The organism is Allosphingosinicella sp., from assembly GCF_036403745.1.
Taxonomy (GTDB): domain Bacteria; phylum Pseudomonadota; class Alphaproteobacteria; order Sphingomonadales; family Sphingomonadaceae; genus Allosphingosinicella.
This window is the reverse complement of record NZ_DASWQI010000003.1, coordinates 1-13,983: the sequence shown is the minus strand read 5'-3', so window position 1 is coordinate 13,983 and position 13,983 is coordinate 1. Positions and strand designations below refer to the sequence as shown.

At 67.9% G+C, this 13,983-nt stretch carries 18 protein-coding genes; 8 read left to right on the top strand and 10 right to left on the bottom strand.

The features are described from left to right. From VGC56_RS00305 to trmFO, 3 genes are all read left to right on the top strand, one after another. On the top strand, positions 1-494 hold a 494-nt coding region (locus VGC56_RS00305; RefSeq protein ID WP_464122457.1), incomplete at its 5' end, for a response regulator transcription factor. A gap of 86 nt (positions 495-580) precedes the next feature. Next, on the top strand, positions 581-1,114 hold the full coding sequence (locus VGC56_RS00300; RefSeq protein ID WP_464122455.1) for a DUF4199 domain-containing protein: 534 nt from the start codon (positions 581-583) through the stop codon (positions 1,112-1,114). A 35-nt stretch (positions 1,115-1,149) separates the two neighbouring features. Next, positions 1,150-2,538, top strand: a complete 1,389-nt coding sequence (trmFO, locus tag VGC56_RS00295) for a methylenetetrahydrofolate--tRNA-(uracil(54)-C(5))-methyltransferase (FADH(2)-oxidizing) TrmFO (RefSeq protein ID WP_464122459.1) — start codon at positions 1,150-1,152, stop codon at positions 2,536-2,538. Here trmFO and VGC56_RS00290 read toward each other — a convergent pair. From VGC56_RS00290 to eno, 7 genes are all read right to left on the bottom strand, one after another. After that, positions 2,525-2,890 carry an endonuclease domain-containing protein gene (locus tag VGC56_RS00290; protein WP_464122453.1) on the bottom strand — a complete coding sequence of 122 codons (366 nt, stop codon included), beginning with the start codon at positions 2,888-2,890 and terminating at the stop codon, positions 2,525-2,527. The two genes, trmFO and VGC56_RS00290, sit on opposite strands and share 14 nt — an antisense overlap. 103 nt (positions 2,891-2,993) lie before the next feature. Then, the gene (locus VGC56_RS00285) at positions 2,994-3,455 is read right to left on the bottom strand and encodes an EF-hand domain-containing protein (RefSeq protein WP_464122451.1); all 462 of its coding nucleotides are present in this window, start codon (positions 3,453-3,455) and stop codon (positions 2,994-2,996) included. 75 nt (positions 3,456-3,530) lie between these two features. Continuing rightward, on the bottom strand, positions 3,531-4,184 hold the full coding sequence (locus VGC56_RS00280; protein WP_464122449.1) for a squalene/phytoene synthase family protein: 654 nt from the start codon (positions 4,182-4,184) through the stop codon (positions 3,531-3,533). 18 nt (positions 4,185-4,202) lie between these two features. Further along, positions 4,203-5,627, bottom strand: coding sequence for a pyruvate dehydrogenase complex E1 component subunit beta (locus VGC56_RS00275; protein ID WP_464122446.1), 1,425 nt, complete (start codon positions 5,625-5,627; stop codon positions 4,203-4,205). Then, a complete protein-coding gene (pdhA, locus tag VGC56_RS00270; RefSeq protein WP_464122443.1) occupies positions 5,627-6,691 on the bottom strand; it encodes a pyruvate dehydrogenase (acetyl-transferring) E1 component subunit alpha in 1,065 nt (354 codons plus the stop codon). The genes VGC56_RS00275 and pdhA overlap by 1 nt, the downstream gene beginning before the upstream one ends. A gap of 108 nt (positions 6,692-6,799) precedes the next feature. After that, on the bottom strand, positions 6,800-7,114 hold the full coding sequence (locus VGC56_RS00265) for an FtsB family cell division protein (protein WP_464122440.1): 315 nt from the start codon (positions 7,112-7,114) through the stop codon (positions 6,800-6,802). 102 nt (positions 7,115-7,216) lie between these two features. After that, positions 7,217-8,500, bottom strand: a complete 1,284-nt coding sequence (gene eno, locus VGC56_RS00260) for a phosphopyruvate hydratase (RefSeq protein WP_464122437.1) — start codon at positions 8,498-8,500, stop codon at positions 7,217-7,219. A gap of 171 nt (positions 8,501-8,671) precedes the next feature. Here eno and VGC56_RS00255 point away from each other — a divergent pair, with 171 nt between their 5' ends. The 5 genes from VGC56_RS00255 to VGC56_RS00235 are packed head-to-tail and all read left to right on the top strand — an operon-like array spanning position 8,672 to position 10,881. Then, positions 8,672-9,382 (top strand): hypothetical protein, encoded by a 711-nt coding sequence (locus tag VGC56_RS00255; RefSeq protein WP_464122434.1) that lies wholly within the window; start codon positions 8,672-8,674, stop codon positions 9,380-9,382. A 2-nt stretch (positions 9,383-9,384) separates the two neighbouring features. After that, complete coding sequence (locus VGC56_RS00250) at positions 9,385-9,768, top strand: phage holin family protein (protein WP_464122431.1); 384 nt, start codon at positions 9,385-9,387, stop codon at positions 9,766-9,768. Beyond that, positions 9,765-10,139, top strand: coding sequence for a DUF3618 domain-containing protein (locus VGC56_RS00245; protein WP_464122427.1), 375 nt, complete (start codon positions 9,765-9,767; stop codon positions 10,137-10,139). The genes VGC56_RS00250 and VGC56_RS00245 overlap by 4 nt, the downstream gene beginning before the upstream one ends. A 13-nt stretch (positions 10,140-10,152) precedes the next feature. After that, entirely contained in the window at positions 10,153-10,608 is a 456-nt protein-coding gene (locus tag VGC56_RS00240) for a hypothetical protein (RefSeq protein ID WP_464122425.1), read from the top strand. Between the two features lie 60 nt (positions 10,609-10,668). After that, positions 10,669-10,881 (top strand): DUF4170 domain-containing protein, encoded by a 213-nt coding sequence (locus VGC56_RS00235; RefSeq protein ID WP_464122422.1) that lies wholly within the window; start codon positions 10,669-10,671, stop codon positions 10,879-10,881. A gap of 165 nt (positions 10,882-11,046) precedes the next feature. On the opposite strand, the gene VGC56_RS00230 is transcribed toward VGC56_RS00235, so the two are convergent. The 3 genes from VGC56_RS00230 to carB form a co-directional block, all read right to left on the bottom strand. Continuing rightward, a complete protein-coding gene (locus VGC56_RS00230; RefSeq protein WP_464122419.1) occupies positions 11,047-11,688 on the bottom strand; it encodes a rhomboid family intramembrane serine protease in 642 nt (213 codons plus the stop codon). Between the two features lie 35 nt (positions 11,689-11,723). After that, a complete protein-coding gene (gene greA, locus VGC56_RS00225) occupies positions 11,724-12,200 on the bottom strand; it encodes a transcription elongation factor GreA (protein WP_464122416.1) in 477 nt (158 codons plus the stop codon). 75 nt (positions 12,201-12,275) lie between these two features. Continuing rightward, positions 12,276-13,983: carbamoyl-phosphate synthase large subunit (gene carB / locus VGC56_RS00220; protein WP_464122414.1), on the bottom strand; the 1,708-nt coding region annotated here is incomplete at its 5' end.

Below are 13,983 nucleotides of genomic sequence, written 5' to 3'. Positions count from 1 at the left end.
GCGGTCAAATCACGCTTGCGGCGGCAGCGGCCCGGGCTACCCTCGCGCCCGTGCCCCGCCGTGCCCCTTCCGCCGCCCTCTCCTGGAAGCCGCTCCTCGGTTATGCGGCAGCCCTCGCGGCCGGGGCGTTTCTGCTCGACTGGCTCGACTATCGGCGCCTCGCACGCGCCCGGTCCGCCGACATCTATATCTTCCTCGTCGCCGCGGCCTTCCTCGGCCTCGGCGTCTTCGCAGGCGCCCGCCTCTTCGGCACCCGCCCCGCGAAGGAGTTCGACGGCAACCCGGCCGCGCAGGCCAGCCTCGGCATCAGCCCCGCCGAGCTTCGCGTCCTTCAGGCGCTGGCTGAAGGTCTCTCCAACAAGGAAGTCGGGGCCCGCCTGCACATCTCGCCGCACACCGTGAAAACCCATGTCGCGCGCCTGTGCGAGAAGCTGGAGGCGCGCCGCCGTACCGAGGCGATCGCCCGCGCCCGCAGCCTCGGAATTATTCGCTAGGGCCTCAAAATCACCCTTTCGGGCGATTGCATTCGCCCCTTGGCTGCGGCTCCTTCGCGGGCGACACTGCGCAAGGGGGACAACACATGCTCAAGACCATCATCGCCTACGGGATCGTCGCCGGCCTCATCGTCGGCGTCCCGCTCACATTGCTGACGCTCTCGATGAGCGGCGACCATATGATGAAATGGGGGATGCTGGTCGGCTATGCCAGCATGCTGCTCGCCTTCACCACGATCTTCATCGCCATCAAGGCGCAGCGGGACGGGCCCGGCGGTGGCGTCATCCGATTCTGGCCGGCCTTCGGCCTGGGCCTCGGCATCGCCTTCGTGGCGAGCCTCGTCTACGTCGCCGCCTGGGAGATCGGCTCGGGCTTGAGCGGCGGCGATTTCGCGGCCGTCTACAGCCACGCCATGATTGAGAAGCAGCGCGCCGCCGGCGTCACCGGCGCGGCGCTTGCCCGCTACGCCGCCGAGATGGAGGCCTTCCGCAAGAGCTACGCCAACCCCGTCTTCCGCCTGCCGATGACCTTCATCGAGATCTTTCCGGTGGGCGTCCTCGTCAGCCTCATCGCCGCAGCCCTGCTGCGCAACAGCCGCTTCCTCCCCGCGCGGGGCTAGCCGCCGCGGCGCTTCGCCGCTAACCGCCGCCGGTGATGAACCACCACGTCCACATCATCGGCGGCGGCCTTGCGGGCTCCGAGGCCGCATGGCAGCTCGCCGAGGCGGGTGTGAAGGTGCGGCTCAGCGAGATGCGGGGCGGCGGCGACATGACGCCCGCCCACCACGGCGACAGCCTCGCCGAACTGGTCTGCTCGAACAGCTTCCGCTCTGACGATGCCGAGCACAATGCCGTCGGCCTGCTCCACGCGGAGATGCGCGCGCTCGGCTCCCTGATCATGGACACCGCCGCCGCGCACAAGGTCCCGGCAGGCTCGGCGCTGGCCGTCGACCGGGACGGATTCTCGGCGGCCGTGACCGAGCGCATCGTCGCCCATCCCAATATCGAGGTGGTGCGCGAACGGATCGACGCCCTCCCCGCCTCCGGCATCACCATCGTCGCCACCGGTCCGCTCACTGCCATGTCCCTCGCCGAGTCGATCGGCGCCGCCACCGGCGCCGACGCGCTGGCCTTTTTCGACGCCATAGCCCCGATCGTCTACCGCGAGACGATCGACATGGAGGTCGCCTGGATGGCGTCGCGATGGGACAAGGGCGACACCCACGATTACATCAACTGCCCGATGACCAAGGAGCAGTATCTCGCCTTCCACCAGGGCCTGCTCAACGGTGAGAAGAGCGAATTTCGCGAGTGGGAGAAGGATACGCCCTATTTCGAGGGCTGTATGCCGATCGAGGTGATGGCCGAGCGGGGCGTCGATACGCTGCGCTACGGGCCGATGAAGCCGGTCGGGCTCGATGACCCGAAGACCGGCCGCTGGCCCTATGCGGTCGTCCAGCTCCGCCAGGACAATGCGCTCGGCACCTTGTGGAACATGGTCGGCTTCCAGACCAAGCTCAAACATGCCGAGCAGGTTCGCTTGTTCCGCACCATTCCGGGGCTGGAGAAAGCGGAGTTCGCGCGCCTCGGCGGGCTCCACCGCAACACGTTCATCAATTCGCCCCAACTGCTCGACGCGACGCTGCGGCTGAAAAAGGCGCCGCACATCCGATTTGCCGGGCAGATCACCGGCTGCGAAGGCTATGTGGAATCCGCTGCCGTCGGCCTCCTCGCCGGGCGTTTCGCAGCGGCCGAGCTGGCCGGCCGGATCCTCGCGCCGCCTCCGCCGGAGACCGCCCTCGGCGCCCTCCTCGGCCACATCACCGGCGGTGCCGAGGCGGACGCCTATCAGCCGATGAACGTCAATTTCGGCCTGTTCCCGCCGGTGGTCGGCAAGGCAAAGAAGGCGGACCGCAAGAAGCTCTACACCGAGCGCGCGAAGGCGGCGCTGGCGGCGTGGATGCTCCATATGCCTCCCCACGGCGCAGCCGTGGGGAGGGGGACCACCGAAGGTGGTGGAGGGGTATTCGCTAGCGCCGGCTAGCCTCCAGAATGCTTAGAACTACGCCGTCAAGGTTCCGCATCACGTCCTTCGCATCGTTGCGAACGACGGTGATCCCCTGCCCAGCGAGCCACTGGTCCCGGGCTGAATCCCGCTCTGGTGCGTCGCCCATCGAATGGCTGTCCCCGTCCACTTCGATCACGAGCTTCGCAGCCGGGCAGTAGAAGTCGACGGTGCAGCCGGGAAACGGATGCTGGCGGCGAAACTTGAGGCCCTCTGGCCGCCGGCGCAGCACCTCCCACAAGCGGCACTCGGATGGCGTCGGCTCTCGCCGAAGCGCGCGAGCGCGCACGATCGAGCGGTTCCGGTCACGCCAGAATGTCGAGCGCTGCAAATACCCCTCCACCAGCTTCGCTGGTCCCCCTCCCCATCCTTGCGGATGGGGAGGCAGAGCTACCGCCCCCGCTTCCCCATCTCGCGATCGGGAGGAAGCGTCGTCACGAGCAGGCGCACCGCGCCGCATGCGGCTTCTTGCGCGGCGCCGTCTCGGCATATTCGGTGGCGCTGAGCCAGCCGGTGTGGTCCTCGTCGGCTTCCTGGAATTTCTGCCGCGTCTTCGACGTATATTCCTCGAAGCTGAGGACGCCGTCATGGTTGGCGTCGAGCTTGTCGAAGCCCTTGCGGCGACCCAACAGCATTTCCGGCAGCTCGATCTTGCCGTCCTTGTCCTTGTCGGCGCGGGCGAAGCGGCGCGCGGCTTTGTCCTGATCGGACGCCGCGGGCGGCAGGAAGGACTTGCGGTGGTGGGTGGGCAAGCCCGTGCCGGGAACATCGAGCGCGGCCGCCACCTTGGGCACCGACGCAGAGGCCGGATCGGCCGCCGCGCGGCTTTTCCAGACGAAGAAGCCGGCGAGAACCAGCAGGACGGCCGCCGCGGCCGCAGTCGCAATTCGAAGCATCGCATCCTCCCACAATTGGAAGACGTTTAGTCCCCGATTCAGTCCGTTTCGGTCGCAGAATATTTCGAAAACGGACTAAAGGCCGGTGAGGCGGTAGCGCAGCATTCGCCAAACTCGTCCCGGAGAGCCCTGTGGCTCCCCGCGCGGACGGTTCGGCTCCGCATCGCGCCGCGCCAGCGCGGCGAGCATGCCGAGCGGGCGCAGGCGGCCGGGCAGCCGTGGCGGCGTGGGTAGCGTGCGAAGCCGAGCAAGAGCCGCGTCCGCATCCTTCTCGTTGCTGTGCCGGGCGAGGTCGGCGAGCGCCCAGGCCTCTCCCGCCACACCGACCAGGCTTTCCCGCCCGCCGAGCAACCGCGCGGAAAGCCTGAACAATGTCGCACCGCGGGCGGCGGCATAGGTGTCGAGATCCTCCGCCGTCAGCGGACCATCCGAGAGGAGCACCGCCCACCCCTCTTCCATCGCCGACAGCTCCGCGCCCGTCACGCCCAGGGGAAGCACCGCCACGGCAATTGCCTGCAGCACCGGCTCGGCGGGTGCCGGTTTCAAGTCCAGGGCTTCGAGGGCGTCGCGCCACCAGACGAGCTTGATCCGGCTCAGCATCGGGTCGCGCCCTCCGGCGAGGACGGCGCCGAGGGCAAGGTCGAGCCGCCACAGCGCTTCCAGAGCCGGGCGATGCCGCGCACCCACATAGCTGAGTGCAAGCGTGCGGTCGGGATCGAGGTCAGGCATCGCAACTGCCCATAAAGGCTAGCGGTAGCAGACCTTCTTCGCGGCCTCGATCACGTCGGCGACCCTGATGAGGGCGATCTTCTCGAGATTGGCGGCGTAAGGAAGCGGCACGTCCTCGTCGGTGACCCGGAGGACGGGGGCGTCGAGGTCGTCGAAACCCTCCTCCATCGCCACCGCCATCAGCTCGGACGAGATGGAACAGGTCGGCCAGCCTTCCTCGACGCAGACCATGCGGTTGGTCTTCTTGAGGCTGGCAAGCACCGTCGCCTTGTCGAGCGGGCGCAGGGTCCGGAGGTCGATCACCTCGGCGTCGATGCCCTGCTCGGCGAGCTGGTTCGCGGCATCGAGCGCGACGCCGACGCCGATCGAATAGCTGACCAGGGTCACGTCCTTGCCCTCGCGCACGACCCGCGCCTTGCCGATCGGCAGCACGTAATCGTCCATCTTGGGCACGTCGAAGCTCTGGCCGTAGAGCAGTTCGTTTTCGAGGAAGACGACGGGGTCCTCGGAGCGGATCGCCGCCTTCAAAAGTCCCTTGGCGTCGGCCGCGGAATAAGGGGCGATCACGACCAGGCCGGGCACGTTGGCGTACCAGGGGCCGTAATTCTGGCTGTGCTGCGCGCCAACGCGCGAGGCGGCGCCGTTGGGGCCGCGAAAGACGATCGGGCAGCGCATCTGGCCGCCGGACATGTAGTTGGTCTTGGCCGCCGAATTGATGATGTGGTCGATCGCCTGCATGGCGAAGTTGAAGGTCATGAACTCCACGATCGGCTTCAGCCCGCCCATCGCCGCGCCGGTGCCGAGGCCGGCAAAGCCATATTCGGTGATCGGCGTGTCGATGACGCGGCCGGGGCCGAACTCGTCGAGCAGGCCTTGCGTGACCTTGTAGGCGCCCTGATATTCGGCGACTTCCTCGCCCATCACGAAGACGCGGTCGTCGGCGCGCATCTCTTCGGCCATCGCGTCGCGCAACGCCTCGCGGACCGTCTGGCGCAGCGTCTCGGTGCCCTCCGGCACTTCGGGATCGGCGCGGGTGCGCTCCGTCGCCACGACGAGCTGGGTCGCGCCGGTCGGGCTCGGCTGCTTGCCCTCCGTCTCGATGGTGCTAGCCTCGGTCTTCTGGTCGCTCGGCTGCTCGATAGCCGGCCTGGCGTCGGCTTGCGGCGCTGCAGCGGCGGGCGCTGCGGCGGAAACGTCCTCGCCGTCCGCGGCGATCAGCGCGATGACGGTGCCGACCTTCACCTCGTCCGTCCCTTCGGCGACAAGAATCTTCGCGATCGTACCCTCGTCAACCGCCTCGAATTCCATGGTGGCCTTGTCGGTCTCGATTTCGGCAAGGATATCGCCGGACTTGACCTCGTCGCCTTCCTTGACGAGCCATTTCGCGAGCGTGCCCTCCTCCATCGTTGGGGAAAGGGCGGGCATCTTGAGTTCGATCGGCATCAGTAAGTCTCGACCAGAATATCGGTGTAGAGTTCGCCCGGCTCAGGCTCGGGCGATTGCTCGGCGAAATCGGCGGCTTCGACGACGATGCGCTTGATCTCGGTGTCGATCTTCTTGAGCGCGTCCTCGGCGACGCCCATCGCCTCCAGCTCGCGCTTGGCCTGCTCGATCGGGTCGGACTTCTCGCGCACCGCCTGCACTTCCTCGCGCGAGCGGTATTTGGCCGGATCGGACATCGAGTGGCCGCGATAGCGGTAGGTCTTCAATTCGAGCAGGATCGGCCCCTTGCCGGCGCGCACCCATTCCAGGGCCGTGTCGGCGGCGCCGCGGACCGCCAGCACGTCCATGCCGTCGACCTGGATGCCGGGAATGCGGAAGCTCTCGCCGCGCCGGTAGAGCTGGTCCTCGGCCGACGAGCGGTTGACGCTCGTGCCCATCGCATACTGGTTGTTCTCGATCACGTAGATGATCGGCAGCTTCCACAGCTCGGCCATGTTGAAGCTCTCATAGACCTGGCCCTGGTTGGCCGCGCCGTCGCCGAAATAAGCGAGGCAGACGCCGCCGTCCTTCTTGTATTTGTGGCCGAAGGCGAGGCCGGTGCCGAGGCTGACCTGGGCGCCGACGATGCCGTGCCCGCCGTAGAATTTATGCTCGACGCTGAACATGTGCATCGAGCCGCCCTTGCCCTTGGAGATGCCGGCGGCGCGGCCGGTCAGCTCGGCCATGATCAGCTTGGGATCGATGCCGTAAGCGAGCATGTGGCCGTGGTCGCGATAGCCGGTGATGACGCTGTCCTTGCCCGGCTCCATCGCATGCTGGAGGCCGACGGCGACCGCTTCCTGGCCGATATAGAGATGGCAGAAGCCACCGATGAAGCCGAGCCCGTAAAGCTGGCCGGCGCGCTCCTCGAAGCGGCGGATGAGCAGCATCTCGCGGTAGAAGCCGAGCAGCTCCTCCTTCGTGGGCTCGTAGCGCTTCGGCTCCGGCGGACGTTCGCGATTGGGGGTTGCGGGCGGGGCGGGCGTCTCAGCGCCTGCGCTGTTGGGCGTTGCTGCCTTGGCCACGTCTGGCGTCTTCCTGTCGGTGGATCGGTTCGGGCGGGTCTATGGCTGCAAACGCGAGTGCGTGCAACTTGTGCCGGGCGGCAGACGCGGGTGCCGTAGCGGCGCCGCTCAGTTGACCTGCAGCACCACTTCGTCGGGACGGACGAGGCCGAGCTCCTTGCGGACCATCTCGTCGGAGAGATCGGGATCGGCGCTGTTCGGATCGAGCAACTTCACACGATGCGCGAGCCGCATTTGGTCCTGCTTCAGCTGGGCGAGCTGCACCACCCGCACCGCCTTCTGTCGCCGGTAATCGCCCCAGCTCAAAATGCCGTTCGCGCCGACGATGGCATAGCCGAGGAAGTTGGCGATGATGAGCAGCGCCAGCGCCGGCAGCGCCGCCCGCCGGATGATCTCGATCGAATTGCGCCCTACGCTCGCCATGCGAAGTACAGAATCAGTAAAAGCCCGGCGAATCAAGCCCTTTGCGGCCTGAAGCGCGGATTTCCGGTGGATTACTGCCTCTGAGGGCCCTCAGAGGCCAGTTCAGCCCCGCCGCGAGAAAACCTCGCGCCCCGCATAGCGCGCCATGGAGCCGAGCTCCTCCTCGATGCGGATGAGCTGGTTGTACTTGGCGAGGCGGTCGGTGCGGGCGAGCGAGCCGGTCTTGATCTGCCCGCAATTGGTGGCGACGGCGAGGTCGGCGATGGTCGTGTCCTCGGTCTCGCCGGAGCGGTGCGACATCACCGCCGTGTAGCGGCTGCGCTGGGCCATCGAGACCGCCTCGAGCGTCTCCGTAAGGGTGCCGATCTGGTTGACCTTGACCAGGATCGAGTTGGCGATGCCTTCGCCGATGCCGCGGGCGAGGCGCTTCGGATTGGTGACGAAGAGGTCGTCGCCGACCAGCTGGACCGTCTTGCCGACGCGCTCGGTCAAGAGCTTCCAGCCGTCCCAATCGTCCTCGGCCATGCCGTCCTCGATCGAGCGGATCGGATAGTCGCGGGCGAGGTCGGCCAGATAGTCGACCATCTCCGCCGAGGAGAAGGTCTTGCCCTCCCCCTCCATTTGGTAGGCGCCGTCCCGGAAATATTCCGTCGCGGCGCAGTCCAGGGCGAGGACGACGTCGTCGCCGGGTTTGTATCCCGCTTGCTCGACCGACTGCATGATGAAGTCGAGTGCGTCGCGGGCGGAGCCGAGGTTCGGCGCGAAGCCGCCCTCGTCGCCGACCGAGGTGGAGAGGCCGGCGTCGTGGAGACGGCCCTTCAGGACGTGGAAAATCTCGGCACCGCAGCGCACCGCCTCGGCGAGGCTGGCGGCGCCGACCGGCATCACCATGAATTCCTGGAAGTCGATCGGGTTGTCGGCATGGACGCCGCCATTGACGATGTTCATCATCGGCACCGGCAGCAATTGCGCCGAGACGCCGCCGACATAGCGGTAGAGCGGCAGCCCCCGTGCATCGGCCGCGGCCTTGGCGACGGCGAGGCTGACGCCGAGAATGGCGTTGGCGCCGAGCCGCGACTTGTTCTCCGTACCGTCGAGGTCGATCAGCAGCGCGTCGATCTCGCCCTGGTCCTCGGCCTCCAGCCCGCGGATCGCCTCGGCAATCTCACCGCGCACGGAATCAACCGCGTCGCACACGCCCTTGCCGCCGTAGCGAGTCTTGTCGCCGTCCCTCTTCTCGACGGCCTCATGCGCGCCGGTGGAGGCGCCCGAGGGCACCGCCGCCCGTCCCATCGAGCCGTCCTCGAGCCACACATCGACCTCGACCGTGGGGTTGCCGCGGCTGTCGAGGATCTGGCGGGCGTGGAGGTCGAGGATGGCGGTCATTGTTACGGCCTCGTTTCGATCTATATCAGGAGAGGAGGTGACGGCGGGCGGCTTATCGGTGCGGCGCGGACGACGCAACTTTCGTCGCACGGCGCCGGAACGGTTCGCCGACCTCGCAGGTTCTGGCGTCACGATATTCTGGGCACAACCTGCATCAACTGGAGAGCATACATGCCACATCCCGACGAACTGCCGGAGGGCACCGACCACATCATCAACGGCGCGATGGCGACGGACGACGACGCGGGCGGCACCCGGGACGGCGGCGGCTTCGTCGGCTCGGCCGGCGGCGACGATACCGGTGGAACCACGCGCACAACCACACAGGGCGGAGGAGGAACTTCGATGGCGACTTCGACGACGAGCGGCGGCGGCAGCGCGCCTGCGACTACGGGCGGTGGCGGCACGGGTGGCGGCGATGGCGGCGGCATTCGCGAGCAGCTGACGGGCCAGGTTTCGGCCCTGCGCGACCAGGCCGGCGGCCGCGTCCGCGAATTCGCCGACGGCGGCAAGACCCGCGCCAGCGACGCCCTCGAGGAGCTGTCGCGGATCGTCGCCGACACCGCCGACTCGATCGACGAGCGGATGGGCGGCCAATATGGCGAATATGCCCGCAAGGCCTCCGACGCCGTGTCCGGCTTCGCCGACACGCTGCGCCGGACCGACGTCGACGAGCTCTACACCAACGTCCGCGAGGCGGTACGCAAGAGCCCCGGCATCGCGATCGGCGTTGCTGCGGTGGTCGGCTTCACCCTCGCCCGCCTCGCCAAGTCCGGCCTCGACGCCAGCCAGGCGGCTGGCGGCAGCGCCGGCACGGGCGGCGCCACGACCGGCGGCGCCGACGGCGCCGGCGGCACTTCGGGCGGTGGCACGGGAGCCTGACCTTGGACGCGCAGACCAGCCATCCCCCCGAACCGACGATCGGCGACCTGTTCGGCCGCCTCGCCGACGAGGGCAAGTCCTTCGCCCGGGCGGAGGCCAACCTCTACCGCGCCATCGCGATGCGCCGCATCTCGCTGGCCAAGAACGGCGCCATCGCGCTGGTGGCGACGATGTTCCTCGTCAACGCGGGGCTGATCGCCTTGACGGTCGGGCTGGCGATGCAGCTCGCCAAATGGGTCGGCCCCGCCCTCGGCGGCCTGATCGTCTTCCTGGTCGTCGGCGCGCTCGGCTATTTCCTCGTCCGCTACGGCGTTGCCAGGCTCGGCGCGCTCGGCGGCGACGAGGAGGAGCGTGCCGCTCTCCAGACCGGGGAGAGGCTCGCATGAGCGCCGCTGAAATCCTGAAAGCCAAGCGCGACGCCGAGCATGCCCGCAAGGAGCTGATGGCGACGGCGCACAATCTGCAGACGCGGCTCAAGCCCGGGACCATCGTCGGCAACGCCTGGGACGGCGTCAAGGAACGGGGCACCGACCTCGCCGAAACGACGGTCGAGGCGGTGAAGGCGCGGCCCTACCACGTCTCCGCCGGCCTCGCCGCCTTCACCCTGTTCCTCGCCCGCAAACCGATCCGCTCGGCCGTCTCGCGGCTGTTCCATTCGGCGCCGGACGAGGACCTCGTCACCACCAACCTCCATACCGAGGGTCCGTACGACATCACCGCGCCGCTCGCCGAGCGGCCCACCGAACCAGCCAAGTAGGAGCGTAAAAGACATGGCCACCACCAGCGACAACGCGCGCACCTCAGCCAATTCCAGCGGCACCGCCGGCAGCGCCGGCGGCAACAGCGGCGGCGGCGCCGCGGATGAGGGCGGCGCCCTCTCCTCCGTCCGTCAGAGCGGGGCCGACGCCTATCAGGCGGCCCGCGACCGCACCTCCGCCGCTTACTCCGCGGCGCGCGAACGGGCCGGCAGCGTCGGCCAGCGCACCGCGGAAGGAATCGACTCGGCGCCGATGGTGGCGATCGCCGGCGGTCTCGCGCTCGGCGCGCTGCTCGGGGCCCTGCTACCGCGCAGCAGCCGCGAGGAGGAATTGCTCCGCCCCGTCGGCCAGAAGCTGAGCGAGACGGCCCGCGGCGCCATCGACAACGCCCGCGAGACGGCGCGCGACCAGATCGGCGACCTCGGCGGCCGCGCCGCCGACGCGCTGCGCTCCGCCACCAAGAGCTGAGCATCGCCGTCCTGGCGGGAAGCGCTTGCCTTCCCGGCCCGGGCGGCTAATCCGCGCCGCATGAGCAAGCTCCACCTCGTGTTCGGCGGCCGGGTCAAGGATCCGCGCGGCCTCGATTTCGACCTCGCCACCATCGAGATGGTCGGCGTGTATCCCAATTATGCGGGCGCCCTCGACGCCTGGCGCGCCGCCGCCCAGCGCACCGTCGACGATGCCGAGATGAAATATGTCGTCGTCCACCTCCACCGCCTCCTGGAACCGGAGATGGGTTAGCCTGCCCCCCTGAGCCGAAGGCTTGGGGAGGGGGACCAGCGAAGCTGGTGGAGGGGTAATGGGGTGCACGCCCTCGCCATCGAGCGCTTTACCCGCTGAGCCCGAGCCAGTTCCCCTCCACCGCCTACGGGGGTCCCCCTCCCCATCTACCGATGGGGAGGCAGTTTACGCCCCCCGCCACCTCAGCAGCAGCAGCGGCCGGGCCAGCGCGAGGCCGGCCAGGAAGCCGCCGATATGCGCGGCGACGGCGATACGGGCGCCGTCGACTTCGAAGGTCGCCCCGACGAGGAGGTTGATCACCGTCCAGGCGGCGAACAGCCACGCGGCGTGGAGTAGGGTCGCGACGGCGGGACTGCCGACCTTCACCTTGTTGCGTCCGAACAGCAAAGCGTAGGCGCCGAGCACGGCCGAGATGGCGCCGCTCGCCCCGACCATCGGCACAATCTCATGCTGGTTCGGGATGAAATAGGCGCCCGCCGCGGCATAGGCTCCGACGAAATAGAGGATGGCGAACCCGCGCCGGCCGAGGATCGCCTCGACCGGGCGGCCGCAGAAGACCAGCATCACCATGTTGAAGAACAGGTGGATGAAGCCGGCGTGGACGAGGGTCGCAGTGAACGGCGTCACCCAGAGGGGCGCGGATGGAAAGGGCGTCGCCGGGACGAGCAGGCGCGCCGGGATGAAGCCGCCCCAGAAAGCGAGGAACCGCTCGTAGCCGAGGAAGTTCGGTATCGCCCACGTCAGCGAGGTGACGAGGGCGATGCCCAGCGTCAGCCGCGCATTCTTCCAACTTTCGGGCGGACGCATCGGGCTAGCTATCGCAACGCGCGGGGCGCCGGGGTTCAGATGAACTCAAGCTTCTCGATCGCGTAATAGCGGTCTCCCGACGGGGTCGACACTTCGACCTCGTCGCCGACGCTGCGGCCGATCAGGGCGCGGCCCAGCGGCGAATTGTAGGAGATGCGGCCGACCCGCGCGTCCGCCTCGGTCTGGCCGACGATCTGGTAGACGACCGGCTTGTCGTTCTCGTCCATCAGATGGACGGTGGCGCCGAACACGACGCGGTCGCCCGACAGGGTCGTCGGATCGATCACCATCGCCCGGCTCAGCCGGTCCTCGATGTCGGCGATCTGCGCCTCGACCTGGCCCTGGCGTTCCTTGGCGGCGTGATATTCGGCGTTCTCGGAAAGGTCGCCATGACCGCGCGCTTCTTCGATCGCGTCGATGATCTGCGGCCGCTCGGTCTTCAGCCGGCGCAACTCGTCCTGGAGCCGCTCATAGCCTTCGGCCAGCATCGGCATCTTGTCGACGGTCGCCATTCCTTTGCCTTTCGTCAAAAACTCGTCGGGGGCGGCCTCGCGGGAAGCCGCCTCATCACGCGCATATTGTGAGGATCATGCCCTGGAGGCGGAATAATAGTCCTGAAGCGAGCGAACTTCAAGTTTGTGCTCCCGCAGCGCGGCGATCGCGCGGACCACGGCGGCGCTGGAGGCGGCCGTGGTGAAGTAGGGAACCTTGGCCATCAGCGCCGAGGCGCGGATCGAGGCGGAATCCTTATGGCTCTGCCAGCCTTCGGTGGTGTTGAAGACGATGTGGACGTCGCCGTCCTTGATGCGGTCGACGATGTGGGGGCGCCCCTGCGCCACCTTGTTGACCCGTTCGACCTCGATCCCCTGCCCGGCGAGGTAATCGGCGGTGCCCGACGTCGCGATGATGTGGAAGCCGAGCTCCCGCATCGCCCGCACCGCGGGGGCGATCAGGGCCTTGTCGCTGTCCTTGACGGACACGAACAGGGTGCCGCCCTCCGGAATGAAGGTACCCGCGCCGATCTGCGACTTCATGAAGGCATGGGCGAAATCGTCGGCAATCCCCATCACTTCACCCGTCGACTTCATTTCCGGTGACAGGACGGGGTCCACGCCCGGGAAGCGCGCGAACGGGAAGACGGCTTCCTTGACGGCGATGTGGGGGATGTCGCGGTTCAGGGGCAAGAAGGGAATGAGCTTCTCGCCCGCCATCACACGCGCCGCGATCTTGGCGATGGGCGTGCCGATCGCCTTGGCGACGAAGGGGATTGTGCGGCTGGCGCGCGGGTTGACCTCGATAAGGTAGACCTCGCCGTCCTTGACCGCGAACTGGACGTTCATCAGGCCGACGACGCCGAGCGCAAGGGCGAGCGCCCGCGCCTGCCGCTCGATCTCGGCGACGATGTCGGCCGAGAGGCTGTAGGGCGGGATCGAGCAGGCGCTGTCGCCGGAATGGACGCCGGCCTCCTCGATATGCTGCATGACGCCGGCAATGGCGACGTCGCTGCCGTCGGAAATGGCGTCGACGTCGACCTCGATTGCGTCGCGCAGATATTGGTCGATGAGCACCGGGCTGTCGCCCGAGACCTGGACCGCGGTGACGATGTAATCGTCGAGCTGCGCCGGCCCGTCGACGATCTCCATCGCGCGGCCGCCGAGCACGTAGGAAGGCCGGGTCAGCACCGGATAACCGATGCGCTCGGCCACCGCGATCGCCTCCTCGCGCGAGCGGGCGATGCCGTTCTCGGGCTGCTTGAGGCCCAGCCTGTTGACCAGGGCGGCGAACCGCTCGCGGTCCTCAGCAAGGTCGATTGCGTCCGGCGAGGTGCCGAGGATGGGAATGCCTTCCTTTTCCAGCGCCGCAGCGAGCTTGAGCGGCGTCTGTCCGCCGAACTGCACGATGACGCCGACCAGTTCGCCGCGCGACTGCTCGACATGGAGAATTTCGAGCACGTCCTCGACCGTCAGCGGCTCGAAATAGAGCCGGTCGGAGGTGTCGGGGTCGGTCGACACGGTCTCCGGATTGCAATTGACCATGATCGTCTGCAGCCCCGCGTCGCGCAGCGCGAACGCGGCGTGGCAGCAGCAATAATCGAACTCGATCCCCTGGCCGATCCGGTTGGGACCGCCGCCCAGGATCATCACCTTGCGCTTCGCCTCGACCTCCGCCTCGTCCTCGGCCTCGCCGAACAAAGGCGCCTCGTAGGTCGAATAAAGGTACGGCGTGGCCGCATCGAACTCGGCCGCGCAGCTGTCGATCCGCTTGAACACCGGCCGCACGCCGAGCCGAAGCCGG

What these genes read in the sequence shown, in the direction of transcription:
- VGC56_RS00300 (WP_464122455.1), top strand. Translation starts at nt 581, where the DNA reads ATGCTCAAGACCATCATCGCCTACGGGATCGTCGCCGGCCTCATCGTC.
- trmFO (WP_464122459.1), top strand. Translation starts at nt 1,150, where the DNA reads ATGAACCACCACGTCCACATCATCGGCGGCGGCCTTGCGGGCTCCGAG.
- VGC56_RS00285 (WP_464122451.1), bottom strand. Translation starts at nt 3,455, where the DNA reads ATGCTTCGAATTGCGACTGCGGCCGCGGCGGCCGTCCTGCTGGTTCTC.
- VGC56_RS00280 (WP_464122449.1), bottom strand. Translation starts at nt 4,184, where the DNA reads ATGCCTGACCTCGATCCCGACCGCACGCTTGCACTCAGCTATGTGGGT.
- VGC56_RS00275 (WP_464122446.1), bottom strand. Translation starts at nt 5,627, where the DNA reads ATGCCGATCGAACTCAAGATGCCCGCCCTTTCCCCAACGATGGAGGAG.
- VGC56_RS00265 (WP_464122440.1), bottom strand. Translation starts at nt 7,114, where the DNA reads ATGGCGAGCGTAGGGCGCAATTCGATCGAGATCATCCGGCGGGCGGCG.
- eno (WP_464122437.1), bottom strand. Translation starts at nt 8,500, where the DNA reads ATGACCGCCATCCTCGACCTCCACGCCCGCCAGATCCTCGACAGCCGC.
- VGC56_RS00255 (WP_464122434.1), top strand. Translation starts at nt 8,672, where the DNA reads ATGCCACATCCCGACGAACTGCCGGAGGGCACCGACCACATCATCAAC.
- VGC56_RS00245 (WP_464122427.1), top strand. Translation starts at nt 9,765, where the DNA reads ATGAGCGCCGCTGAAATCCTGAAAGCCAAGCGCGACGCCGAGCATGCC.
- VGC56_RS00240 (WP_464122425.1), top strand. Translation starts at nt 10,153, where the DNA reads ATGGCCACCACCAGCGACAACGCGCGCACCTCAGCCAATTCCAGCGGC.
- VGC56_RS00235 (WP_464122422.1), top strand. Translation starts at nt 10,669, where the DNA reads ATGAGCAAGCTCCACCTCGTGTTCGGCGGCCGGGTCAAGGATCCGCGC.
- VGC56_RS00230 (WP_464122419.1), bottom strand. Translation starts at nt 11,688, where the DNA reads ATGCGTCCGCCCGAAAGTTGGAAGAATGCGCGGCTGACGCTGGGCATC.
- greA (WP_464122416.1), bottom strand. Translation starts at nt 12,200, where the DNA reads ATGGCGACCGTCGACAAGATGCCGATGCTGGCCGAAGGCTATGAGCGG.